The organism is Flavobacterium zubiriense (genome assembly GCF_041729725.1).
Classification (GTDB): domain Bacteria; phylum Bacteroidota; class Bacteroidia; order Flavobacteriales; family Flavobacteriaceae; genus Flavobacterium; species Flavobacterium zubiriense.
Window position 1 is genome coordinate 89,628 of the sequence record NZ_JBCFQL010000010.1, and the last position, 23,752, is coordinate 113,379.

The 23,752-nt window shown below is 33.2% G+C and carries 17 protein-coding genes and 1 tRNA gene; 5 read left to right on the plus strand and 13 right to left on the minus strand.

The features are described 5' to 3' along the window. Positions 1-53 precede the first annotated feature (53 nt). The 4 genes from AAGV28_RS10495 to AAGV28_RS10510 all read right to left on the minus strand — a co-directional run bounded on the left by AAGV28_RS10495 (position 54) and on the right by AAGV28_RS10510 (position 3,422). Positions 54-926, minus strand: a complete 873-nt coding sequence (locus AAGV28_RS10495; RefSeq protein ID WP_373406763.1) for a cation diffusion facilitator family transporter — start codon at positions 924-926, stop codon at positions 54-56. Positions 927-930: 4 nt separating this feature from the next. Then, positions 931-2,247, minus strand: coding sequence for a UDP-N-acetylglucosamine 1-carboxyvinyltransferase (murA, locus tag AAGV28_RS10500; RefSeq protein ID WP_373406764.1), 1,317 nt, complete (start codon positions 2,245-2,247; stop codon positions 931-933). A gap of 104 nt (positions 2,248-2,351) precedes the next feature. Next, positions 2,352-3,074, minus strand: a complete 723-nt coding sequence (locus AAGV28_RS10505) for a DUF4290 domain-containing protein (RefSeq protein WP_373406765.1) — start codon at positions 3,072-3,074, stop codon at positions 2,352-2,354. Between the two features lie 63 nt (positions 3,075-3,137). Next, on the minus strand, positions 3,138-3,422 hold the full coding sequence (locus AAGV28_RS10510) for a DUF493 family protein (RefSeq protein WP_373406766.1): 285 nt from the start codon (positions 3,420-3,422) through the stop codon (positions 3,138-3,140). A 205-nt stretch (positions 3,423-3,627) separates the two neighbouring features. Between AAGV28_RS10510 and AAGV28_RS10515 the strand changes: the two genes are divergently transcribed. From AAGV28_RS10515 to AAGV28_RS10530, 4 genes are all read left to right on the plus strand, one after another. Further along, entirely contained in the window at positions 3,628-5,523 is a 1,896-nt protein-coding gene (locus AAGV28_RS10515) for a RecQ family ATP-dependent DNA helicase (protein WP_373406767.1), read from the plus strand. Continuing rightward, positions 5,523-6,470 carry a methionyl-tRNA formyltransferase gene (gene fmt / locus AAGV28_RS10520; RefSeq protein WP_373406768.1) on the plus strand — a complete coding sequence of 316 codons (948 nt, stop codon included), beginning with the start codon at positions 5,523-5,525 and terminating at the stop codon, positions 6,468-6,470. The genes AAGV28_RS10515 and fmt overlap by 1 nt, the downstream gene beginning before the upstream one ends. A gap of 180 nt (positions 6,471-6,650) precedes the next feature. Next, entirely contained in the window at positions 6,651-6,923 is a 273-nt protein-coding gene (locus AAGV28_RS10525; protein WP_108740556.1) for an HU family DNA-binding protein, read from the plus strand. Positions 6,924-7,045: 122 nt separating this feature from the next. Next, entirely contained in the window at positions 7,046-7,606 is a 561-nt protein-coding gene (locus AAGV28_RS10530) for a YqgE/AlgH family protein (RefSeq protein ID WP_373406769.1), read from the plus strand. Here the strand turns inward: AAGV28_RS10530 and AAGV28_RS10535 are convergent. Further along, positions 7,603-8,442, minus strand: coding sequence for an aminotransferase class IV (locus AAGV28_RS10535; protein ID WP_373406770.1), 840 nt, complete (start codon positions 8,440-8,442; stop codon positions 7,603-7,605). The two genes, AAGV28_RS10530 and AAGV28_RS10535, sit on opposite strands and share 4 nt — an antisense overlap. Before the next feature lie 54 nt (positions 8,443-8,496). Next, on the minus strand, positions 8,497-8,889 hold the full coding sequence (locus tag AAGV28_RS10540; RefSeq protein WP_373391196.1) for an START-like domain-containing protein: 393 nt from the start codon (positions 8,887-8,889) through the stop codon (positions 8,497-8,499). Positions 8,890-9,044: 155 nt separating this feature from the next. Between AAGV28_RS10540 and AAGV28_RS10545 the strand changes: the two genes are divergently transcribed. After that, positions 9,045-9,118, plus strand: a tRNA-Met gene (locus AAGV28_RS10545). Positions 9,119-9,211: 93 nt separating this feature from the next. Here the strand turns inward: AAGV28_RS10545 and AAGV28_RS10550 are convergent. From AAGV28_RS10550 to AAGV28_RS10580, 7 genes are all read right to left on the minus strand, one after another. Beyond that, entirely contained in the window at positions 9,212-11,038 is a 1,827-nt protein-coding gene (locus AAGV28_RS10550) for an alkaline phosphatase (RefSeq protein ID WP_373406771.1), read from the minus strand. A gap of 74 nt (positions 11,039-11,112) precedes the next feature. Then, positions 11,113-12,084 carry a purple acid phosphatase family protein gene (locus tag AAGV28_RS10555; protein WP_373406772.1) on the minus strand — a complete coding sequence of 324 codons (972 nt, stop codon included), beginning with the start codon at positions 12,082-12,084 and terminating at the stop codon, positions 11,113-11,115. A gap of 83 nt (positions 12,085-12,167) precedes the next feature. Next, positions 12,168-13,910: a RagB/SusD family nutrient uptake outer membrane protein gene (locus AAGV28_RS10560; protein WP_373406773.1), complete on the minus strand. Its 1,743-nt coding sequence runs from the start codon at positions 13,908-13,910 to the stop codon at positions 12,168-12,170. 18 nt (positions 13,911-13,928) lie between these two features. Beyond that, the gene (locus AAGV28_RS10565; RefSeq protein ID WP_373406774.1) at positions 13,929-16,889 is read right to left on the minus strand and encodes a SusC/RagA family TonB-linked outer membrane protein; all 2,961 of its coding nucleotides are present in this window, start codon (positions 16,887-16,889) and stop codon (positions 13,929-13,931) included. Positions 16,890-17,076: 187 nt separating this feature from the next. Beyond that, positions 17,077-20,763: a two-component regulator propeller domain-containing protein gene (locus tag AAGV28_RS10570; RefSeq protein WP_373406775.1), complete on the minus strand. Its 3,687-nt coding sequence runs from the start codon at positions 20,761-20,763 to the stop codon at positions 17,077-17,079. Between the two features lie 566 nt (positions 20,764-21,329). Beyond that, complete coding sequence (locus AAGV28_RS10575) at positions 21,330-22,052, minus strand: SGNH/GDSL hydrolase family protein (RefSeq protein ID WP_373406776.1); 723 nt, start codon at positions 22,050-22,052, stop codon at positions 21,330-21,332. A 47-nt stretch (positions 22,053-22,099) separates the two neighbouring features. Then, positions 22,100-23,749 carry a glycoside hydrolase gene (locus tag AAGV28_RS10580; RefSeq protein ID WP_373406777.1) on the minus strand — a complete coding sequence of 550 codons (1,650 nt, stop codon included), beginning with the start codon at positions 23,747-23,749 and terminating at the stop codon, positions 22,100-22,102. Between the last annotated feature and the right edge of the window lie 3 nt (positions 23,750-23,752).

A 23,752-nucleotide genomic window follows, 5' to 3' on the forward strand; every position in this document is an offset into this window, starting at 1 on the left:
AAAAACGAATCAAATTATTAATTTGGTTCGCTTTTTTGGTTTCTAAAGCAATATTATTCATCATCAGGTTCTACATGAATCAACACATGTCCTAATTCTGGAATATCTTTTCGCAAAGTATCTTTTAAAATATGGGCCAATTGATGCCCTTCTTTAACTGAAATTTCAGCACTTACAATAGCGTGCAAATCTACATGATATTTCATTCCTGATTTCCTTATGAAACATTTCTCGGTATCAATAATTCCATCTACTTGAGAAGCCACTGTTCTAATATGCTCAATTAAATCATCATACAAATGTTCGTCCATGATTTCGCCAAGAGCGGGTCTAAAAATCAAATAACTGTTATAAAATATAAAACCAGAAGCAAAAAGTGCTGCCCAATCATCTGCCGATTCATAGCCTTTACCTAAAATTAATGCAATTGAAATCCCAATAAATGCAGCCACTGAAGTAATTGCATCGCTTCGATGGTGCCAGGCATCGGCTTTTAGAGCAGAACTATTGGTTTCTATACTTCGTTTCATTACTAGTTGAAAAGAATATTCTTTCCAAATAATTATGGCTCCTAAAACAAATAATGTCCAGGATTTAGGCAAATTATGAGGCGCTTGAATATTCAAAATACTTTCATAAGCGATAATTGTTGCTGATGTAATCAAAAAACCAACAACTAAGAAAGTAATTAATGGTTCTGCTCGACCGTGTCCATAAGGATGATTTTCATCAGCAGGTCTATTGGAATATTTGATTCCGAACAACACTAAAAAAGAAGCAAAAATATCCGTAGTAGATTCGATTGCATCAGCAATTAAGGCGTAAGAATTGCCAAAAAAACCTGCTAAGCCTTTAATAATAGCTAAGCAGGTATTTCCAATTATACTAAAGTAAGTTGCCGATATGGCTTGTTGTTCTTTACTCATTTTTTTAATCAACACGAACGATTTTAGCTCCAATTGCTCTTAATCGTTCGTCAATGCGTTCATATCCACGATCAATTTGTTCTATATTTTGAATGGTACTCGTTCCTTTTGCAGAAAGTGCCGCAATCAATAAAGAGATTCCCGCACGAATATCTGGCGAAGACATCGTAGTTGCTTTTAAAGTAGATTTAAAATCATGTCCCATAACCACAGCTCTGTGCGGATCACACAACATAATTTTCGCTCCCATATCGATTAGTTTATCCACAAAAAACAATCGGCTTTCAAACATTTTTTGGTGAATTAACACATCCCCTTTTGCCTGAGTTGCTACTACCAAAACAATACTCAACAAGTCAGGCGTAAATCCTGGCCATGGTGCATCGGCAATAGTCAAAATAGAACCATCGATATCTGTTTTTACTTCGTAGCCATCAACGTGAGCAGGAATATAAATATCATCGTTACGTTTTTCGATAGTAATACCTAATTTTCTAAAAGTATTTGGAATCAAACCTAAATTTTCCCAGCTTACATTTTTAATCGTGATTTCGCTTTTTGTCATCGCTGCAAGACCAATCCAAGAACCGATTTCGATCATATCAGGAAGAATTCGGTGCTCGCATCCTCCTAATTCCTTAACTCCTTCAATAGTTAATAAGTTAGATCCAACACCAGTGATTTTTGCTCCCATAGAATTCAACATCTTACAAAGTTGTTGCAAATACGGTTCGCAAGCGGCATTGTAAACTGTCGTTTTTCCATTTGCTAAAACAGCTGCCATAACAATATTAGCCGTTCCGGTTACCGAAGCTTCATCAAGCAACATATCCGTTCCTTGCAAGCCTTCTTTTGGAGATTCTACTCCGTAAAAGTGATCTTCTCTGTTGTATCTAAATTTGGCTCCAAGGTTAATAAAACCTTCAAAGTGAGTATCTAATCTTCTTCTACCAATTTTATCTCCACCTGGTTTTGGGATATATCCTTTTCCAAAACGAGCTAAAAGTGGCCCAACAATCATAATAGAACCTCTTAAAGCGCCACCTTCTTTTTTGAAAGCTTCGGTTTCTAAATAACCAACATTCACTTCGTCGGCTTGAAAAGTAATAGAACCCGGTCCATTACGCTGAATTTTCACTCCTAGATTTCCTAAAAGAGCAATTAATTTATTAATATCAATAATATCGGGAATATTGTTGATTGTTACTTTCTCAGAAGTTAAAAGTACCGCACATAAAATCTGTAATGCTTCATTTTTTGCGCCTTGTGGAGTTATTTCTCCTTTTAAACGGATTCCTCCTTCAATTTTAAAAATTCCCATATTCTTTGTTTAGAGTTTCTCAGTTACTGAGATTCTAAGGTCCTAAGTTTTTTTGAGTTTAAAATCTCAGTTACTTAGAAACTTAGCTGCTTAGCAACTTTTTTTTATTTCTGATTATTGTTTTTTTGAAAAGGTTTTGGTTTCCCTGGACCTTTCATATTTTTATTACTTTGAATTTTAGGCTGTCCAGCTGGAGAAATTTTATTAGAAACTCTCTTATTAGTACGCAATAAATCGGTTGTATTAATTAGTTCTTCTGAACTTTGTATTAAATTCAATTTACCATCGGACAATTCATATAAATGTTCGAAAATAACATCGTCTTTTACGGTGTCTTTATTCCAACTCAAATAGGATTTTTTCATGTGATTGGCAATTACTTTAACCAATGCACTCTTCATTTCTCCCTCCTCCCATTTGTTAGCAACATCAATCATGTACTTGATATTGTTACCATAATAACGGTATTTAGGAAAGTTTTGTGGATAATTTAAAACATCTGGTCTCAACTGCAAAACTTCTCTGGAAGGAATTGGATAAGGAGAACTGACATTCAACTTAAAATCAGACATTATAAAAAGCTGATCCCATAATTTATGTTGAAAATCAGGCACATCTCTTAAATGCGGATTCAAACTTCCCATTACCTGAATGATATATTTAGCTGCTTTATTTCTAGATTCATCATCTTCAATAGCAGTAGCCTGGTCAATTAATTTTTGTAAATGACGTCCATATTCAGGAATAATCAAATGCGATCTTTCGGCATTATATTCTAAATGATGTACTACATCATTCGCATTTTCTTTTATATATTTCTGATTCATATTTGATTTTTTGGAGCTTTACAGTCAAAATACAGAGACTGAAAGCGTATTTTTTTTCGAAAATTATAAAGAAATAATTCCTTCTATAGTTGAAACTTCGATGTATTTATCAATAATTGCCTGAGGACTTTCCATTTGAACATCAACCGAAACACTGGTGAATTTTCCTGTTTTAGATTGAGTTGTTTTAATCACAGCACCTATACAATTAAAAGCCTGTTCTACTTGTTTAATTTTATCGGTATCTGTGGGCACAATAAATTTAAACAAATATATGGAAGGCCAAGTATTGCTTTTTTCTAATTCGCCTTTTAATCTATCGAAAAATTCTTCGGTTTTTTTATCCATTTGTATTTAAAAATAAAAGCAAATATACGTTTTCAATTCTAAAATATGAACTCTGGAATATGAATTTTAGTAAAATCATCATTTTGATTCGCTACATTTTTCAAAATCTAAATTAGTTTGAGTAAGTTTGTTTTAAATGCGGCTTTTTTTCGAAATAAAAAACGGCTATTCACATTACAACTGCTATTAAATCTTTCTAAACTGCATGTCTGAAGCTTTACAAATTCTAAAAAAATACTGGGATCACGATAGTTTTAGATTGCCCCAAGAAGAAATTATCAGTTCCGTTTTAAACGGTCATGATACTTTTGCGCTAATGCCCACCGGTGGTGGAAAATCAGTTTGTTTCCAAATTCCTGCGCTAATGCAAAAAGGAATTTGTTTAGTTATTTCGCCATTAGTTGCTTTAATGAAAGATCAGGTTGCGAATTTACAGAAGCGAAACATCAAAGCTATTGCGCTTACGGGCGGAATAAAATCAGACGAAATAATTGATTTACTGGACAATTGCCAATTTGGGAATTACAAATTTCTTTATTTATCGCCGGAACGTTTGCAATCCGATTGGATTTTAGAAAGGATAAAAGCACTTCCCATTAATTTGATTGCTATTGATGAAGCGCATTGTGTTTCGCAATGGGGACATGATTTTCGTCCCGCTTATTTAAAAATTTCGAATTTAAAAAGTCATTTTCCCAAAACTCCCTTTCTGGCGCTAACAGCAACTGCAACACCAAAAGTCAAAGAAGATATTATAACCGAATTAGGTCTCGAAAACCCCAAATGTTTTGAAAAATCTTTCGAAAGAAAAAACATTGCCTACATGGTTTTTGAAATTGAGGACAAACTCTTTAGAATCAAACAAATTCTAAGTAAAAATTCGCAACCTTCTATTATATATGTACGAAACCGAAGATCTTGCATTGACACGGCGGCACAATTGAATTCCCTGGGATTCAAAGCAACTTTTTATCATGGCGGATTAGCCTTGAAAGACAAGAACAAAAATATGCAACTTTGGATGGACGAAGAAGTTCAGGTTATGGTTGCCACCAATGCTTTTGGGATGGGAATTGACAAAGCCAATGTAAAAACGGTTATCCACACGCAATTACCAGAAAACTTAGAAAATTATTATCAAGAAGCCGGTCGAGCAGGAAGAAACGAAGAAAAAGCATTTGCTATTTTACTGACAAGCGCTTCAGATTTTGCTCAAACCGAAAATCAATTTATTTATATTTTGCCAGATAAAAAGTTTCTAAAAGAAGTTTTTATTAAAATGTGTAATTATTTCCAAATTGCCTATGGCGAAGGAATTAACGAACAATATTCGTTCAACCTCAATCAGTTTTGCTTGCGTTATAAATTCCCCGTTTTAAAAACCTATAATGCCATTCAGTTTTTAGACCGACAAGGAATTATTAGTTTATCGCAAGAATTCTCAGAAAAAATTAGCTTACAATTTATTATTCCTTCTAAAGAAGTGATTCGTTATACGAGTTTGAATCCAAACGATGAAGAAATTATTCTGGCTATTTTGCGTACTTATCCCGGAATTTATGATATTCAAACGAATTTCAATCTTTCGCTAATTGCAAAAAAATCAAAGCATACTGAAGCCGAAGTTTTAGTTGTTTTAGAAAAACTAAAAGAAAAAGGTCTTATTGATTATCATTCGAAAAACAATGACACAACACTCATTTTTAATGAAATTCGAGAAGACGACAGAACTATTAATCGAGTGGCTAAGTATCTTGAAAATCAAAACCAACTAAAAAAAGAACAGTTTCAAGCCGTTTTAGAATACATTAAAAAGGACAAAAACTGCAAGAGTCAATTGCTTTTGGCTTATTTTGGTGAAACCAAAAGTACTAAGTGTGGTATTTGCTCTTATTGTATTACACAAAAAACAAAAAAAGAAAACACTATTTCGCTTGCTGAAAAAATTCTGGATTTATTAAAAACAACCGATTTAAGTTCGAGAGAAATTCAAATCGAGATTAATAATCCTTCAAACGATGTTATCTTTGCCCTTCAAGAATTATTAGAAAACGAATACATTCTAATACAACCTAACAATAAATATAGCTTAAACAAATAATGGAAAAATTACGAATCGTATTTATGGGTACGCCCGACTTTGCAGTAGGAATCCTGGATAGCATTTTAAAAAATAACTACAAAATAGTAGGAGTCATAACCGCAGCAGATAAACCTGCAGGTCGCGGACAAAAAATTAAATATTCGGCCGTAAAAGAATACGCTTTAGAACACAATTTAAATTTACTACAGCCTAGCAATTTAAAAGATGAATCTTTCCTTGCTGAATTAAAATCGCTTAACGCCAATTTACAAATTGTAGTTGCGTTTAGAATGTTGCCAAAAGTGGTTTGGGAAATGCCAAGTCTGGGTACATTTAATCTCCATGCTTCACTGCTACCAAATTATCGTGGAGCAGCGCCTATTAATTGGGCAATTATCAACGGAGAAACTAAAACAGGTGTGACTACTTTTTTTATTGATGACAAAATAGATACTGGTGCCATGATTTTAAGTTCAGAAACCGAAATTGATCCAAACGAAAATGCAGGACAACTTCATGATCGTTTAATGGATTTAGGAAGCAATACGGTAATTGAAACTCTAGACCTAATAGAAAAAGGACAAGTTAAAACAACTATCCAAACTGAAAATGCTGATATTAAAACGGCTTACAAACTCAACAAAGAGAATTGCAAGATTGATTGGAGTAAATCAGCATCTGAAATCAATAATCTCATCAGAGGTTTAAGTCCTTATCCTGCTTCCTGGTGTTTTTTTACCGATAAAGATCAAGAATGGAATGTTAAAATATACGAATCTAAAATAATATCAGAAACCCATCGTTATACTACTGGAACAATTGTTAGTTCTAAAAAAGAATTAAAAATTGCGGTAAAAGACGGTTTTATTCAAATACTAAATTTGCAATTTCCAGGCAAAAAGAAAATGACTACCGCCGAATTACTCAATGGAATTTCTTTTTCTGATGAAGCAAAAGCGGTATAAACCCAATAAAAACGGTAAAACAAGCTAAAAAAAGACTAAAAAACAGTATGTTATCAACAAAATAAATAAGTTATTAACAAAACGCTGTAAAATCAAAGAAAACACTTGCAGGGTCTGTATTTACTGCTAAATTTGTGTATTAACAATTTATTTTTAACCAACAATTAATAACTTTTTATTATGAACAAATCAGAATTAATCGATGCTATCGCTGCTGACGCAGGAATTACTAAAGCAGCTGCAAAATTAGCTTTAGAGTCATTTTTAGGAAATGTAGGTGACACTTTGAAAAAAGGTGGAAAAGTATCTCTAGTAGGTTTTGGATCATGGTCAGTATCTGCAAGAGCAGCTAGAGACGGAAGAAATCCTCAAACTGGAAAAACTATTCAAATCGCAGCTAAGAACGTTGTGAAATTTAAAGCTGGAGCTGAATTAGAAGGAGCTGTAAACTAAGAATTTATTTCAAAACCGATCAATATAAAAACCCTCATTTGAGGGTTTTTTTATACTTTTTACCGAATATGTTTGTTTTTTTTTATTTTTTTTTCTTAAATTTAGTAAAAACTTGAAAAGTCATGATTTCAGAAACATTAATAAAAGGACAATTACTTATTGCTGAACCTTCAATAATTGGAGATTTATCATTTAATAGATCTGTGATTTTATTGGCTGACCATGACAAAGATGGATCAGTTGGTTTTATCATTAATAAACCGTTGAAATACACTATAAACGACTTAATTCCAGAGATAAATTCTCGTTTAAAAATTTACAACGGCGGACCTGTAGAACAAGACAATCTCTATTTTATACATAATGTTCCAGATTTAATACCTAACAGTATCGAAATTTCTAATGGAATTTATTGGGGTGGTGATTTTGAATCTACAAAAGAACTTATTAATAACGGAAAGATTAACAAAAACAACATTCGTTTCTTTTTGGGTTATACAGGTTGGTCTGAAAGCCAATTGGAATCAGAGATGAATGCTAATTCTTGGATTATTACGTCTAACAATTACAAAAATAAAATTATCGGAAAATCGTCTACTCATTTTTGGAAAGAGCAAATTATGGAATTAGGAGGAGATTATCTTATTTGGTCTAACGCTCCAGAAAATCCGTATTTAAACTAAGTAGCGCTAATTACCTCATTGATTTTCGAAATCAATTCTCGAGCTATTTTGGATTGAAAAGTCTTTTTTCTATATTTTGTAATAGGCTGGATTCCTTTTATCACATTGGTAATAAACAATTCATCGGCTTTTTGAAGTTCGAAAGGAGAAATTACAGCTTCTTGAACTTCTAAATCTGCAATTGTTTTTGCTAATTTTAAAACTTGCTTGCGCATTACACCATTCAAGCAACCTTCGGAAACTGGAGGTGTAATCAATTTATTTCCTATTACCATAAAAACATTGCCCTGAATGGCTTCTACAACATTTTTAGCATCATTCAGTAATAAACAGTTATCCAAAGCATTCTCATTGGCAAAAATACTTGCAGCTACATTCAAAATACGATTTGTGGTCTTAATCGATGACAATAATTGTTTTGTAATGTAAAAATCTTTGTATAAATCTACTTCGTATTCTTTTTCATCCAAAGAATAAAAAACCGACTCTAAAGCTGTGGCATGAACTAGAAAAGAAACGGTATTGTCTGTAGGTAAGTAATAGCCTCCATCATTTCTAAAAACAGTGATACGAGCTCTTGCTGATTGCGAAATTGACAACTTATCAGTTAAAGAAAGTAATTGCTCTTCGAAATACTCCATTGTAAAATTCATAGGAATCTCCATTCGAACCACACGCATTGAGGCCATTAACCTAAAATAATGATCCTCTAAATACAGTACTTTAGAATTTACGATTTTAACTGTTTCAAAAACCGCGTCTCCGTATAAAAAACCACGGTTTTGTGTTAATATATTTGAATCTTGAGTTACTAAAGTACCGTTAAAATTAATCATAAAAAAGCCCTGAATTTTGTTCAGGGCAAATATAAGTCATAAAAATAGAATTCACTATACAGAACCCAAGAGATGTTTTAAATCTGAGATTTGATTCTCCCACAACTGAGAAGCCTCTTCAATCTCATCTTCTTCGGCAAAATCTACTACCATTAAAGAAACATCTTTAGTCAACTCATCTACTAGGATATGTAACTCAAAAAAATACTCTGTATCCTTTCCTGCTGCATCAACCCATTTAAACTTTACTTTCTCTCCTGATTTTTTAGAAGCTAATCTTGCTTTCTCTTCGGAATCATTCCAAATGAAAGTAAAAAATTCTCCTCTTGAGTTCACATCGTCAGCAAACCATTCAGATAAACCAGAGGGAGTAGAAATATATTGATATAATAATTGCGGCGAAGAATTTATAGGAAACTCAATTTCGTAACGTACTTTAACATCCATAGAGGCAGATTTATTTTTTTTTCGAATATATAGAATATAATGACTAAAAAAAAACGTTTTTAAAAATATTTTTTTTCTTCATTTTATGCTTGCACCATTTAATTTTATTTCTATCTTTGCACCCGCATTCAGGAACAGTATTAACCTGAACATTTGGCGAGGTAGCTCAGTTGGTTAGAGCGCAGGATTCATAACCCTGAGGTCACGGGTTCAACTCCCGTCTTCGCTACAAAAACAAACCCTTAAACATCAATTGTTTAAGGGTTTTTTTATTGAGTTTTAATGAATAAAAAAAAATAACATTCATAATGTCCAGTAGAAATCAGTTCTTTAAAAAAAGAACCTCCATTATTTTGGTGTAAATTGCTGTGTTTTGATACACGCCAGAAAAAATTTTAGCTCCAGGGCCATAAGCAAAAACAGGAACTGGTATGGCCGTATGATCATTAGTGCTAAAGCTTCCCTGTACATATCCTTTTGATATACTGCCGTCAATTAATGACAATCCACCTGTTTCATGATCTGCTGTTACAATTAACAATGTTTCTTGATTTTTATCCACAAATTCCAATGCCTGACCTACTAATTTGTCAAAATCAAGCATTTCCCGAACCACATATTCTAAATCTTTCTTATGTCCGCCGTGATCAATTTGAGCTCCTTCGGCCATGATAAAAAATGGATTCTTTATTTTAGAAAAAGTATTCGTTGCTTTCGCTAAAGATTGGGCTAAAAAATCTCCTCTCCCCTCTTTAATAGAAACAACTGCTGCATCATCTAAAACTACCATTTTAGAATTTTTAATAGTATCCAGACTGCTAAATTTTTCCGAAAAAGAATATCCTTTTTCAATCAACAATTGAGACAAATCTTTTCCATCTTTTCTAGATTTGAACTCTTTTAGACCGCCTCCTATTAAAATATCTGACGGATTGCTTAAAAAATCAGAAGCTATTGGTTCACTAAAACTTCTTTCAGGCTGATGTGCATAAAAGGCTGCCGGAGTGGCATCAGTACTATTTCCTGATGAAATAATTGCGGTTTTAAAATTTTTATTTGCTAAATGTTGCGTAATGGCTTCTAATGGTTTTCCGTTTTCATCCACGCTGATAAATCGATTATTGGTTTTTAGACCTGTTGCCATAGCTGATCCTCCAGCAGCCGAATCCGTAATATAACTATCTGAAGAATTGGTTATCGAGAATCCTTGCGTTGGAATATTAAAAAGGTTTAATTGTCCCTTATTGGCTGTGTAACCCGCATAAATTTGAGCTAATCCCATTCCGTCACCAATAAGAAGGATTACATTTTTTGGTTTCTTTTTAGCGAAAGCTGCTGCGTTTTTAGGCATATATGCAGTATGAAACTCCGTATTTTGATAGAATGTTGTTTTTATGTTTTTGATAAATTCTGTTAGTGTAGAAACCGTATCTGTCCCTATAAAATCAACTTTTAAATTCATCAAAGTCATCCAGGTATTGATATTGTCCTGCGTAGCCCAGAATCTGATTTTTTTATGCTGATCATGTACCTTTTTAATTACCGATTGCATCTTTTGTAAATCAGCTTGTGTCAAAACACCTTTACCATTCCAGATGGTAAGTTCTTTTAAATCGGCACTTATCATTTCAACACGGGACAATTCTTCTGGCGAATAATTTTCAGTAAGTCTTCCATCAAAATAAATAAACTCAGGATATGTCGACCACTGCGACGGCAAAGGTCTGTTGCCTGAAATCACCACTTTTATATTTTTATTGGAACTAATTTCTGGAAATGTTTTTAACTGCTGTACAATTGCTTTTAAAGTTGATGCTGCATCCGACTTGACATCAATCATCAAAATTAAAGGCTTATTGCTTGGATATGCTTTGCCTTCTAAATTTTTAAGTTTTGCAGCAAGTGGTTCTAAATACAAACTTTTAAGCGTGTTGTGTTGCGTAATTTCTGTTGCGGTATGCGCCACAAATAGTTCATTATTTACAAGAAAAACATCGGCTTCGATAACACCAACTTCATTAGAATAGGCTCCATAAAAAGGAAGCGAACTGGCATAATCATTATGCGAATGAATATTTGTAGAACTGTATTCCTGTGCTTGCCCAAACAGGAAAAACTGGAGGCAAAAAAGGGTTATTATTTTTTTCATTGAAAATAGAAATTCATTCATTTGCAAAGCTGTAGGCGGCTTAGCATAGAATATAAATTGTAATTAATTATTATTTACTTTTTTATTTCGGTGGTGTAAATGACTTCTCCTTTTTCGTTAACTGCCTGCACATGCAAGGTATTGGCTAAGGCTGAAAACACCATAAAACCGTACTCCGATGAAGCCAGTTTGCTAAAAGGCAAACGGTCAATTGGTGTAGCTTCAGAAGCGGATCCGGAAACAAAATAATGTGTTTTCCCTTCTGGTAGTAAATGCTGTAAATCATGATCATGCCCAGCGATATAAGCATCAACTTCATATTTATCCAAAAGTGATTTTAATGATTTTCGTACTGCCTTAGTATCATAAGCTTCTCTTCTTTTTAAAGTTGCCGTAAACAAAGGATGATGCCCCACAACTAATTTCCATTTTACACTTTTAGGTGCTTCTGTCAGGGTTTTAACCAGCCATTTTTTTTGTGCAGTTGAATCCTGAGAAATTACATTTTTAGCATACTGTTTACTTTTATAGAATTCAGGAATTAATGGATTGGTATCTATAAAAGCAATTAAAACCTGCTGGCTTGGATCTCCATTGATATTGAATGTTTCACTGTAATATCGGGCAGGCATATTCCAGCGTCGGCTTATTTTTGAATAAGCAACCTGAGCATCTGGATTACCAGCATAATCATGGTTTCCTAATACTGGATACCAGTTCCAGTGGAGTGAAAAATCAGTATAAATATCTTCATAAGAAGATTTCCATTGTGGGTCGTATTCACTTGCCACACCTACAGGATAGAAATTATCACCTGTAGAAATTATAAAATCACGATTAATGGCTGTAGCAGTAATCCCCATTTGCTTAGCTACGGGAATTTGATGGTCTTCACCAAATCTCCCCCAATCTCCCATAACAATGAAATTTAGCGCGTTTGAGTATTTTTTTACAGAACTATCTTTAGTTTGAGCAGCAGCAAAATTTAAAGAGAGGATACAAATAAATACTTTTACTGTTTTTTTTTGTAACAATGACGTTTTCATTTTTTTCTAATTAATTAAAAAATTGAAGGCTGTTTAGTGTTTTATTAAAGAAAAACAGACAGCCTTCAAAATATATAATCTAATTAATACCCTTGATTTTGTACTAAATATTCAGGAACATTGGATGCACCATCAATTGCGACCTGAGGTATCGGGAAGAGTCTATGGTCTACATCGGTATCCGATTTTTCTGTCCAGATATCTTCATAATGTCCAAAGCGAATTTGATTGGTTCTTCTTAAACCTTCCCAGTAAAATTCAAAACCATATTCTCTGTATAAAATATCTAGAGTTATAGCAGGGAGCGCAGCAGGAATAGGTGCTCTTGCAGTTCTTGACGTTCTTACTTTGTTCATATCAATTAATGCCCCAGCATTATCTCCTTTTCTTAACTTGGCCTCAGCTCTCATCATGAAAATTTCAGCATATCTAAGCAATACCATATCAACACTACTAAAGTTATTTCCATCAGGGGAAGTATGACTAAACTGGTATTTGGAAACTCTATAACCCGATTTATGGAAACTCCCTTCATTAGTAAAATCTACTTTTAAAGTAAGATTTACATAGCCCACATTTAAATCTGATCCGTTTCCTTTAATTTGTTTAACTGGGTAAATTCTATATCCGCCATCACATTTAAAGAATGCTCCATTGGCATCTTTTCTTGCTGCCCAAGGAATACCTCTCATAATTCCTCTGTCAATTTCAAAATCCTCAGCTTTTACACAATAGTAATGATTCTGATCGTTTAATGGTGAAAGTCCTGTTAGATCCTTCAAATTATCAGGCACTTTTGCATTGTTTTTGTAGAATCTAGAATCAGCATCAGCAGGATCTACGCTTCCATAAGCATCGACCCATGTCTGGTAAAAATCGGATGTAATTGCAGGACCATCAGTACCATCTGCATTAATGGATTCCGGTCTTGGAAACATAGATCCTGGAATTGACCAATAGGCCCAGCGGTTATGTTCATCTTTCAAAACACCTCGTTGATCCAATGCAAAAATTAATTCTTTATTTGAGTTATTGTTATCATCAAATAAGTCAAAATATTCAGGAGATAAGCTGAATTTACCTGAGTTTATAATGTTATCTGTATATTTAATAACCTTATCCATATCAGCAGTGGCAAACTGAGGTGTTCCATAAGGATCACGGTAAACAGCCGCATTTAGATATAATCTGGAAAGAAGTCCCCAAACTGCAGCCTGAGTCATTCTGCCTGGTCCTTTATCATTATTAATAACATCAGCAACTGACAGCAACTCACTTTCTATATAAGAAACAGCGTCTTGTCCTCGAAGTATTTCTGAAATACTGGCTGATGATTCCTTTTTAAACACAAGTCCCCAGCTGTCTAATGTAAGCATATTCAAATAAGCTCTTAAAGCTATCATTTCATATAGTGCTCCTTGTGCTTCTGCATTACCACTTTCTGCAAGAGGTCTTAAAACTTCAATAGCCGTTAATGTTCTGGAAATATTTATAGTAAGCTCATTCCAGGTACTTTTAACCAAATCATTGGTAGGTGTAATGGTATGTGCATGTACTGCTAAATATTTTCCTCCGTCGTACCAGTCAGTTCCTCCTCTATAGGGTAATATTCCTTCGTCACTGGCAATTAGCTGCAAACCAAAATTATTGGTGTGTATCCAGGTCGCTTTTAATTGGCCATAAGCTGGAGCAAGTGCACCGCTAATTACTTCTGCCTGTCCAGCACCGGTTAAATTTTCATCCAATACTTTTTCTTCTAAGTCGGTGCAACTCCAGTTGAATAACAAACTGATTCCCAGAGCTACTATTATTACTTTATTTTTCATTTTTTGTTTTGTATTTAATTAAAATGCCACGTTTAGCCCTAGTAAAATTGTTCTGCTTCTAGGATAACTGAAGTAGTCAATTCCAAACGACTGAATTTCTCCAACTGAAGTTCCAGTGTTTATTTCAGGATCATAGCCACTGTACTTTGTAATCACAAATAAGTTTTGTCCCGTTACCGAAAGACGTATGTTATCCATCACATTATCAAGTCCGATTGATTTTGGGTTAAAATTATATCCCAGAGTTGCATTATTCAATCTTAAGAAACTGCCGTCTTCTAAATATCGTGTAGAAACTCTGTTGGAGTTTGTGGAAGCTTCATTTAAAAATTCTGAAGCTCTATCAGTGGTATTAAAGGAATTAGCAAGCCGGCCTCTGTTGAATGAAGTCATTGCAACGTGGTTGTAAATTTTATTTCCGCCAGTACCATTAAAATTAAGTCCTAAGTCAAAATTCTTATATTTAAAATTCAGATAAAAAGCATAAATATAATCTGGTAAAGCGCTGCCTGCAACAACACGGTCATTGTCAAGAATTACACCATCAGGATTTGTATCTGCAAATTGGTTCAAACCATCAGCACCAATTCCTGTAAACTCAACCATATAAAAAGTACCTATCGGTTCCCCATTAAGAACTCCGTTTATTGTTGCTCCAGTTTGTCCGCCTCCTTGCGCTCCACCTGTAGTTAATATTCCATAAGGTGAGTTTTCTACTTTATTTTTGGTAAAAGAAATATTTCCACCAATACTATAAGAGAAGTCTTTGCTTTTATCACTGCTGTAATCTAAAGCCAGTTCAATACCGTTGTTTTTAATCTCCATGTTAGGAATGTTTGTCCAATATGTTTTTGCAGGCTGTATAGGATCTGCTGGTGTTACTTCTAATAAAATATTTTCAGAGACTTTGTTAAAATAATCCACAGTACCTGATAATCTGTTATTAAATAAACTAAAGTCTAAACCTATATTGGTTTGTGTTGAAACCTCCCATTGAATATTCGGATTAGCTAAACGGGTAAAAATTGAACCATAAGGATAGCCACCTAAATCTGTAGCAGATGGATCTAATGGATAGGTATTGTTTCCTGTATTACTTTCGGTATAACTCGCTTTAGTAATTTTAGATGGAATTTCCTGAGAACCAGTTTGTCCCCAGCTTGCTCTCAGCTTCAAATTATTAATAACTTCAGATTCATTTAGAAAATCTTCTTTACTTATGTTCCATCCTAATGCAACAGATGGGAAGTATCCGTATCTGTTGTTTTCACCAAACTTAGAAGATCCGTCAGCACGCATAGTGGCAGTAAGTAAGTATTTGTTTTCATACGCATAATTTAATCTTCCAAAGAAAGACTGAAGTTCGTTTTCTACTGCAGATGAGTAATGACCTGTAGATAAGACCGCTGTTTCTAACTGATTTTTTGGTTCTATACCATTATCCGGAAATCCTTTAAAATTATAATTCTTTTGATTCACTTGTATTTTCTGATAAGATTGCCCCGCTAAAACTGTAAAATTATGTGCATTTGTACTGAAATTATACGTCAATGTGTTTTCGTATAAAATATTATTATTAGTGGTTATAATATTGTTCAAAGTACTTTCAGTTGTATTAGTAGCCGAAGTATATGGCAACACCTGTACATCTCTTTCTGACATAGAATAATCAACTCCCAAGTTGAATTTATAAGTTAATCCTTTTATAAATTCATAAGATGGCGCAATGTTAGCCAAAATACGATTGTTGTTAGTCTCATCAGAGTAAATTCTCTGACTGATTAAAGGATTTAACACATCATTGCTTAAATTCACATTAGGTTCTCCATTTACATAAACGGCATCTGTAGGATTCATGGTTTGCATATTGCCTACGATACTTCTGGCGTCTGGTCTTGAGTTTTCAAGTTTCGTTCCTGTTAAATTAAAAGCAATATTAAATTTATCGTTTAATGCTTTTTGATTCAAATTCAAACGTCCAGAGTAACGTTTTAAATCACTGTTATTCAAAATACCTTCTTGATTATCTACACCTAATGAAGCTGCATAAGTACTACTTTCTGTTCCTCCACTCATCGATAAGTTTAAGTTTTGAGAAACGGCAGTTCTGGTTAATTCATCTTGCCAGTCTGTATTTGCTCCACCATCAAACAGAGTTCCGTTAACCGCAGCTACTTGTGTTCTAAACTCGTCTGCACTAAAAACAGCCACTTTATTTGCTAATGTCGAAAGTCCAGTAGTCATATTAACATTGATTTTAGCCTGACCTTTTGCTCCTTTTTTAGTGGTAATTACTATTACACCATTAGCCGCTCTGGAACCATAGATAGCAGATGCTGACGCATCTTTAAGCACCTCAATGCTTTCAATATCCTGTGGATTGATAAAGTTTAGAGGATTTGAAGCTACTCCATTATTCGAGTTGTCTAAAGCAAATCCGTCCACTACATACAGAGGTGTTGTTCCTGAACGTAAACTTCCTACTCCTCGAATAATGATATCTTGAGAAGCTCCAGGCTCACCACTTGCAGCAGTCACGTTGACACCAGCAACTTTACCTTGAATTAGCTGTCCTACGTTAGCCACAACTCCTTTATTAAAATCTTTACTTTTTACCGAAGCAATAGATCCTGTTACATCCGATCTCTTTTGAGAACCATAACCAATAACTACAACCTCATCTAAAGAACTTGTTTCTTCACTCAAGGAAACACTTAAAGTTTGATTTCCTGAATAAGAAACTTCCTTTGTTTTAAACCCAATATAAGAGAAAACCAAAACACCGCTTTGTTCTTTTAATTGAATCTTGAAATTTCCATCAAAATCGGTTGTGGTTCCAAATGATGGTTGTCCTTTAATGTGGACTGATACTCCTGGAATAGCTTGCCTATCCGGATCAGAAACTACGCTTCCTGATACTGATACTTGCGAATAGGAATAGGACATACACCCTAAAGCAAGAATTAAAATTGCATACATTTTTTTCATGTTAAATACTCGTTTTTTGTTTTGCCAAAAGTATTTTAAGCAAGATCGCTAAAGGGGGAATTTTGATTCACAAAAGAGGATTTTCGATTCAAATTAGGATAAAATTAACCGTTAAAAAGGGTATTTTTGCACGCTAACATTAAGCTAACTTTCCACAAACACCGGGCTAACAATACTTTTAAGATAGTGTTTTGTATTCTTTAGGGCTTTTTCCAAAATATTTTTTAAAAGAGCGCCCAAAATATTTAGGATCGTTGTACCCACATTCAAAACTAATTTCAGAAATATTGAGGTTTTTAGTTTTTAATAATAATTCAGCTTTTTGTAATCTAAAAGAGGTTATAACATCAGATGGCGATTGATTTAAGGTTTCTTTAAATATGCGGTAGCATTTTACTCTGGAAATCCCCAAATTTTCTACCAATATTTCTACGTTAAAAAAAGGATCCTGCAATTCCTTTTTGATGATTTCTAAAGCTTTTTTTACCAACTTGTCATTAGTGGTTATCAAAGGATCATCTTCTGTTAAAATTTCAAATATTTTTTGCTGCATTTTATTTTCATGTACTATCTCTTTTTGTTTTTCAATTAAAGAAGCTATTTTTTTGGAAACAAATGAAGCATTAGCAGGCAACTGAATTAAAGTGTCTATTCCCAATTCTAATAATTGCTCATGCAATTCATAATTAATGACTTCAGATATGTAAATCATTGGCATTTTTAAACCTCCCGTTTTTTTATTTGAATCTAAAAAATGAACCAGTTCTTTTGAAAATGTTGTTTGGTAAAACACTAAAACAGAAAAGGGGATTTGTTTTACAGCAGCGTTTAAATTAGCAACCGAATTTTCAAAAAACAACTGATGATTCCTGTTTTCTAAAACCTGATTGGCTGCCGTATAATCAGATTGATCGCTAAAGACTAAAAATAATTCTTTATCCTCAGAGAGTTGATCTTGTTCGTTGAAATGTTTCCAGGAAATTGTTTCTTTAATTTTTAGATTTTCGGAAGCCAATTCTAAAGGAATTTGTAGCGTACTCTTAAATTGTTCCTCAGAATAATCAAAAAATTCTCCCTTCAAATCTTCTAATAAAACATGTAAAGCTTTAAAGTAAGGGCTATAATGTAAAATATTGTACCAATTGTTTTTTAGGATGACACTATCAGAAACTACGGTAACTTTTAAACAATTATTTTCATAACCCATTTCTATATTTAAGCTACTGTCTGTCTCAGAATATTTACTGATATCATTAAAAAAATAGTGCAATAACAACTTTAATCGCAATACATCTATGGCAACAAAAGAATCCGATTTGTCTATTTCGCAATTAAAATTAACCTGATTGCGTTGCAGCTCCTTTTTTAATTTTTCAATACTATTCTTTAAAACTGGAAACAAATGAACCGCTGATTTCTTAACAGGACCAATATCTTTAACATAACTCAAATAATTCCATCCCGAAATTAAATTCGCCAGTCTGTTAGATTGGAAAACTAAATCTCGCTGGACGCTGTTATCATTTTTGTTTGTATTTGAAATCTCAATGATCTTTGCTATTGGATCTTGGAACTCCGCGAGCATAAAGGTTTTAAACTTTTCGATTTCAAAACTTTCGCTTTTAAGATTGCTATGTAATTTTAAAAGCTTTTCTTTCTGCTCTACTATTTTTTTGTTCTTCTTATCGAGTTTTTCATTAATTGCTTCCAAATCTTTTTTCTGGGATTCTATTACTTTGGTACGAGATTTTATTTTTGCTTCCAGATGCTTTTTTTGTGCAATAGCTGTTTTATTTTTAAAATAAATTAAAACAATACAGCCAAAAAGTATACAAGCCGATAATAAAACATAAAACAGAATGGTTTCATAAAATGCTTTACTGATATTGAGGGTAAAAAATACAGGTTTAGCAACTCCATTTTTCCCCTGTTTTATCCAAAAATGGTAATCTCCCGAAGATAAATTGGCATATTCTAATTTATTGGTATCTTTTAATAAAGTCCAACTCTTATCTCTTCCCTCCAATTTATAATAAATCTCAACTTTACTTTCTTTAGGAAATACAATAGGAATTATTTCAATTTCCAATTCATTATCAGCAAAACTTTTTTCTATTTCGGGTGAATAGTTTTCGTTACCATCAACAATCAATTTGATTTTTGCATTGGAATTAGTAGATTGAAGCGCATTCGGATTGAAATAATTCAGTCCATTTACTCCCCCAAAAAACAAATTGCCTTTTGAATCTTTATAATAAGCTCCTTCTGAAAATTCTGGTGCCTGCCATCCATGATTTGGATTATAAGAAGTGATTTTAAAATTATTCTTAGTAATAGATGCAATTCCTTTTGTGGTGCTAATCCAAACCTTATCTCCATTATCGATAAGACCATACACCATGTGACTTGGAAGCCCATCAGCCTCTGTAATATTTTTAATTAAACCCTTTTTTTTATTAAAAATACTGACTCCGCCTAAGGAAGCAATCCAAAAATTATCTGTAGTCTTGTCAATCAGGACAGAATAAACGCTATTTCCTAAAATTCCTTGACTTGTTGAAATTTGGTTGATCTTTTTAGTATCTAAATTAAGGACAATTACACCATTATTTTCAGTCGCTAAAATTAAATCCTGCTTGTCTTTTTTAACACATCTGATGTGGTATTTATTTAACGCACTTTGACCTTTAAAGCTTTCAAATTTTTCAGTTACCAAATTAAATTTGGCCACACCTCCCCAACAACCTATCCACAGCTGTTTCTTTCCGTCCTCATAAATAGAATACGATCTATTATTAGGCAGTTCTTTGATTTTTTCAGCTTCATAACAAGTATATTGATCTCCCGATATACGTATGATTCCTTTATATGTTCCCGCCCATATTGTTCCGTCACTAGCCGTAAATAAACTTCTAATTCGTTCCCAATCTGGATTTAAAGCAGATTCCTTAATTCTAAATTTCTCGTAAGAATGACTTTTTTCGTTGTAGCAATAAAGTCCTTTTGTATAATAACCCAACCATGTTTTTCCTTTAGAATCTTTAGTAATAGATCTAATTGTTTCTGTTGGTAAATTTGGATTTTTTATAGGATGAGGAACTATAGTGTTTATTTTTTCTGAGCCTGTATACGCCATACTCAAACCACCATCTTTTTGTCCTAGCCAAATGTTTCCAAAAGTATCAATGTGGAGCGTTTCAATTTCGTTGCTAGTTATGGAATAGGGAAAATATATATCAGAAGTAAAATGTTCAATTGTATTTTTATTAGTAATGATATACAGTCCGTTTTTTCGAGTCGCATACCAAATATTCCCTGATTTATCTCTTAAAGCGTCATTGATTATAAGACTAGGATATTTTCTTAGCAGGATATTTTTCAGACTATTAGTATCTGTTTTTTTTAAAGAATTTAAAGGTATTTCAACAAACGTTTCTTCTTTAAATTCATAATAAGCTGATTTGGTTTGAACTACGATATTTCCTTTTTGAGAAACTTGAATGCTTTGTGGAATTCCTTTGAACTTAAATTTTTCAAATTCACCATTTCCAATATATCGATTTACATCCCCCTCTTTAGTAATAAGCCAGATAAAGCCAAACTTATCCTTAATTAATTTCATGATATAATCACTGGAAATTGTTTTAGGATTATTAAATTGATGCTTGAAAATCTTAAAATTATAACCATCATAATAATTCAATCCATCCCAGGTAGCAATCCAGATTCCGCCGTCTTTGTCATTTTCAATATCAATAACAGAATTATTAGATAGTCCTTGATTGGTTGTGAAATTTTCGAACTTTGTCTGTTGACCAAACGATTGTAATGTGATGAAACATATTACAAAAAACCTTGTAACCATTTGTTTGCTTTTTAACCAACAAGAATACAAACACAAGTTTACTTAAACATAAATTGTGTGTTAAGTTTAAAACAGCTGTGGCTTTAAAGTTAAAAATCTAAATCGTCACTTCTTCAAAGTAATCCATAAAAAAATAGATAAAACTTAAACAGTTACTTAATATTATACGTTGTTTTGAAGATTTTATTTGTCAATTATCTTTTCAAATAGTTAGGGAAATATGTTCTGCTAGACTAGACTCTGGAGAATATGGTTGAACGAAAACAGAAGGACTTACGTTTTTTTCGTAAGTCCTTCTGTTTTTGTTAGAGCTACTTTTAGATACTAAATGACTTTGAAATAGCACCCATAATTATTGTTGTCTACAGTTCGCTCTAGAAGCAAAATATAATCATTAGTAATATTCTTTGTCTCATGTCCCATCTCTAGCAACAAGTCAAAGAATTCATAAACAATTGGAATCAACTTATGATACAGTTCTTCTTTTTTAAATTCTGTTAACTTCCTTGTAAGCAATTATAAAAAAAATTACCTCTTCAATATCAATAATTTGTAATTCTATAAAATTAATTAATTTCAGGAAATATTTTTATTATTTCCTCAAAAATTAATTTGTGACCCTTTTCATTTGGATGATTATTTTGACTCATATAAAAGGAAAGAGCTTCTCCTGCAAGGCAACGATTTTTAAATGCATTATAACTATCAACCAAACCGATTTTATAAAATAAAGCAAGTTCTTTTATTTGATTGGCATGTTTTGCTAAAAGGGAATTATCGCTTAATATATTCTCATTCATATCGGGGGATGGTGTAAACAAAATGATTTTCTTATTATTAGCTAAAGATTCTTCTATCATTTTTACCCAAGCAATTCTAGCTTTTTCTAAACCTATACCTCTGTCATTAAGTGCATAATCGATAAATATTACATCAGGCCTCATAGTTAACACTTCATCCTTAAAGCGAACTTCCCCTTGCTCAGATTGCTCTCCCCCAATAGATGTTGTAATAACATTAATTACAGCGTAGGGAAAACGTTCTTTCAAATAACAAAGTATTAAGTGTGGATAGGACTTCAAAGTATTTACATAAGGGGTATTAAAATAACCACTTGGAACACTATGTCCATGAAAAACGAAATTAATAGTTTTATTATTAGGCCACTTTTTTTCCAAGTCGGAAAGTAAAGGTTTCAGATTCAGATACTCTCTATTTTGTGGGTTTTGTGACCTAACGCTCAGTGCGATAAAAAAGAACACTACAGATAAAAGCACTTTATTTATCATAATTTTACATTTAAAATACATCGTTATCGATTAAACAATCGACAATATTAATTATATTCCCCAACATAAGTAACAATTGATCTTCCGGCTATTTCAAACTTATCACTTTTTACATTACTCCCTTTTTTTAAATTAGAATTTTCTGAAGTAACATACGGAGTTAATTCGTCATTCTTTACTGTAGCTCCATTCAAATTAAGTTTATACGATCTTGTTGTGTTACTATAATTAACAGCTACTATTACAAGCTTCTTTTTAGAAACGTCTTTATAGGCAGTTACCATTACATCTGTAGCAGCCGAAGTAGCATTTTGATTGGGAATTTGAAGACGAATCATTCCTGGACGAACAAAAAGCGAATAATTTCCCAAAGTCCACAACAATTTTGAATCATGATAAAAACCATCATTTTTACAATAATTTGCATCAGCAACAACACTTGTACTAAGTCCATTATTAGTACCATTGTCTAAATACACTAATCCATCTTTATAGTCATATCTACTAAGTGCAGTCCACCATTGCCATGAAGAAGCATTAGCTACTGCAATATCATTATGGATTGTTCTTGCCACAAACAAAGCAGTTTTCATCCCTAAATCTCTTTGATTACCCGCGCCTCCTGGAATTTCTGCAACACCGGGACTTTCCAAGATAGAGTATTCTGTTTGCCAATATTTTAAATTACCCATTTGTTTCACACGAGAATTCAATTTTTCGCGATGGCTAATCATATCATTTATTGGCCAAGAAGTAAAATAACTATGTCCTGAAATCACATTCTTAACATTAGATAGTTGTGCAATATTTGTTGAAGTTGTACCAAAAAAAGCATTTATTTGATTGTCTCTATTTTCGCCATTGACATTTTCATACAAATAATTAATTTGTGCAGCTTCACCAAGAACAATTTCTGTATTTAATGATTTTGCTTTGATTTTGTCCGACAAAAGCTTGGTAAAATCATACATTTCTTGATTTGTTGCTGGTGTTCCTTCTTGACTTGCTTGCCCATCATTTCCTGCCATCCAATCCCACTGTGGTTCATTTACCGGACTTAAGTAATCAAAAGTTATACCTTCATTTTGTTGTAAATTATCGACACAATCAACTAGAAAATCCGCATAATTGGTTAGCATACCTGCTTTGATATTCATGCTATTTCTTTGTCCTGAAAAAGCCTTACCATTTAGAGTCATTTGCACAGGCGGACTAACGGTAAAAGCTAAAAATTTATCTACACCTCGGCTTTTAGCTGCCTGCAAAAACCATCTTTGTCCCGCTTGTTTTGTCCAATCATAAGTGCCATCTGTCTTTTGAAAGCATTCTGCTCTTCTCCATTCATCAGTTATATTACTACCCGATCCCTGCTCCATACTACCAGAACCGATATAAAATCGCCAGATAGAAAGTCCAATCCCTTTTGGATTCCCTGAAGCATCCATTTCTTTACTAAAAAGCAAATCGGCTATGGCATTTCTTTTATCAAGCGGCCAATTTTTTCCTACCATTTGAGTTCGCCAAGCGTCAGAAGCCCCAAAACCATCCATGGTTTGTAACTCTTGATTTAAGTCAATTTTTATTTCTCTCACGTTTGATGCCACAGGAGGTGGAGGTGTATTTACGTCTGTTGAGCAAGAAATAATTAACAAGCTTGTAATAAACAAGCTTGTTAATGCTTTTTTTAATATTTTCATAAT

Coding starts and splice junctions, on each gene's coding strand:
- AAGV28_RS10495 (WP_373406763.1), bottom strand. CDS start 926: ATGAGTAAAGAACAACAAGCCATATCGGCAACTTACTTTAGTATAATT.
- murA (WP_373406764.1), bottom strand. CDS start 2,247: ATGGGAATTTTTAAAATTGAAGGAGGAATCCGTTTAAAAGGAGAAATA.
- AAGV28_RS10505 (WP_373406765.1), bottom strand. CDS start 3,074: ATGAATCAGAAATATATAAAAGAAAATGCGAATGATGTAGTACATCAT.
- AAGV28_RS10510 (WP_373406766.1), bottom strand. CDS start 3,422: ATGGATAAAAAAACCGAAGAATTTTTCGATAGATTAAAAGGCGAATTA.
- AAGV28_RS10515 (WP_373406767.1), top strand. CDS start 3,628: ATGTCTGAAGCTTTACAAATTCTAAAAAAATACTGGGATCACGATAGT.
- fmt (WP_373406768.1), top strand. CDS start 5,523: ATGGAAAAATTACGAATCGTATTTATGGGTACGCCCGACTTTGCAGTA.
- AAGV28_RS10525 (WP_108740556.1), top strand. CDS start 6,651: ATGAACAAATCAGAATTAATCGATGCTATCGCTGCTGACGCAGGAATT.
- AAGV28_RS10530 (WP_373406769.1), top strand. CDS start 7,046: ATGATTTCAGAAACATTAATAAAAGGACAATTACTTATTGCTGAACCT.
- AAGV28_RS10535 (WP_373406770.1), bottom strand. CDS start 8,442: ATGATTAATTTTAACGGTACTTTAGTAACTCAAGATTCAAATATATTA.
- AAGV28_RS10540 (WP_373391196.1), bottom strand. CDS start 8,889: ATGGATGTTAAAGTACGTTACGAAATTGAGTTTCCTATAAATTCTTCG.
- AAGV28_RS10550 (WP_373406771.1), bottom strand. CDS start 11,038: ATGAAAAAAATAATAACCCTTTTTTGCCTCCAGTTTTTCCTGTTTGGG.
- AAGV28_RS10555 (WP_373406772.1), bottom strand. CDS start 12,084: ATGAAAACGTCATTGTTACAAAAAAAAACAGTAAAAGTATTTATTTGT.
- AAGV28_RS10560 (WP_373406773.1), bottom strand. CDS start 13,910: ATGAAAAATAAAGTAATAATAGTAGCTCTGGGAATCAGTTTGTTATTC.
- AAGV28_RS10565 (WP_373406774.1), bottom strand. CDS start 16,889: ATGTATGCAATTTTAATTCTTGCTTTAGGGTGTATGTCCTATTCCTAT.
- AAGV28_RS10570 (WP_373406775.1), bottom strand. CDS start 20,763: ATGGTTACAAGGTTTTTTGTAATATGTTTCATCACATTACAATCGTTT.
- AAGV28_RS10575 (WP_373406776.1), bottom strand. CDS start 22,052: ATGATAAATAAAGTGCTTTTATCTGTAGTGTTCTTTTTTATCGCACTG.
- AAGV28_RS10580 (WP_373406777.1), bottom strand. CDS start 23,749: ATGAAAATATTAAAAAAAGCATTAACAAGCTTGTTTATTACAAGCTTG.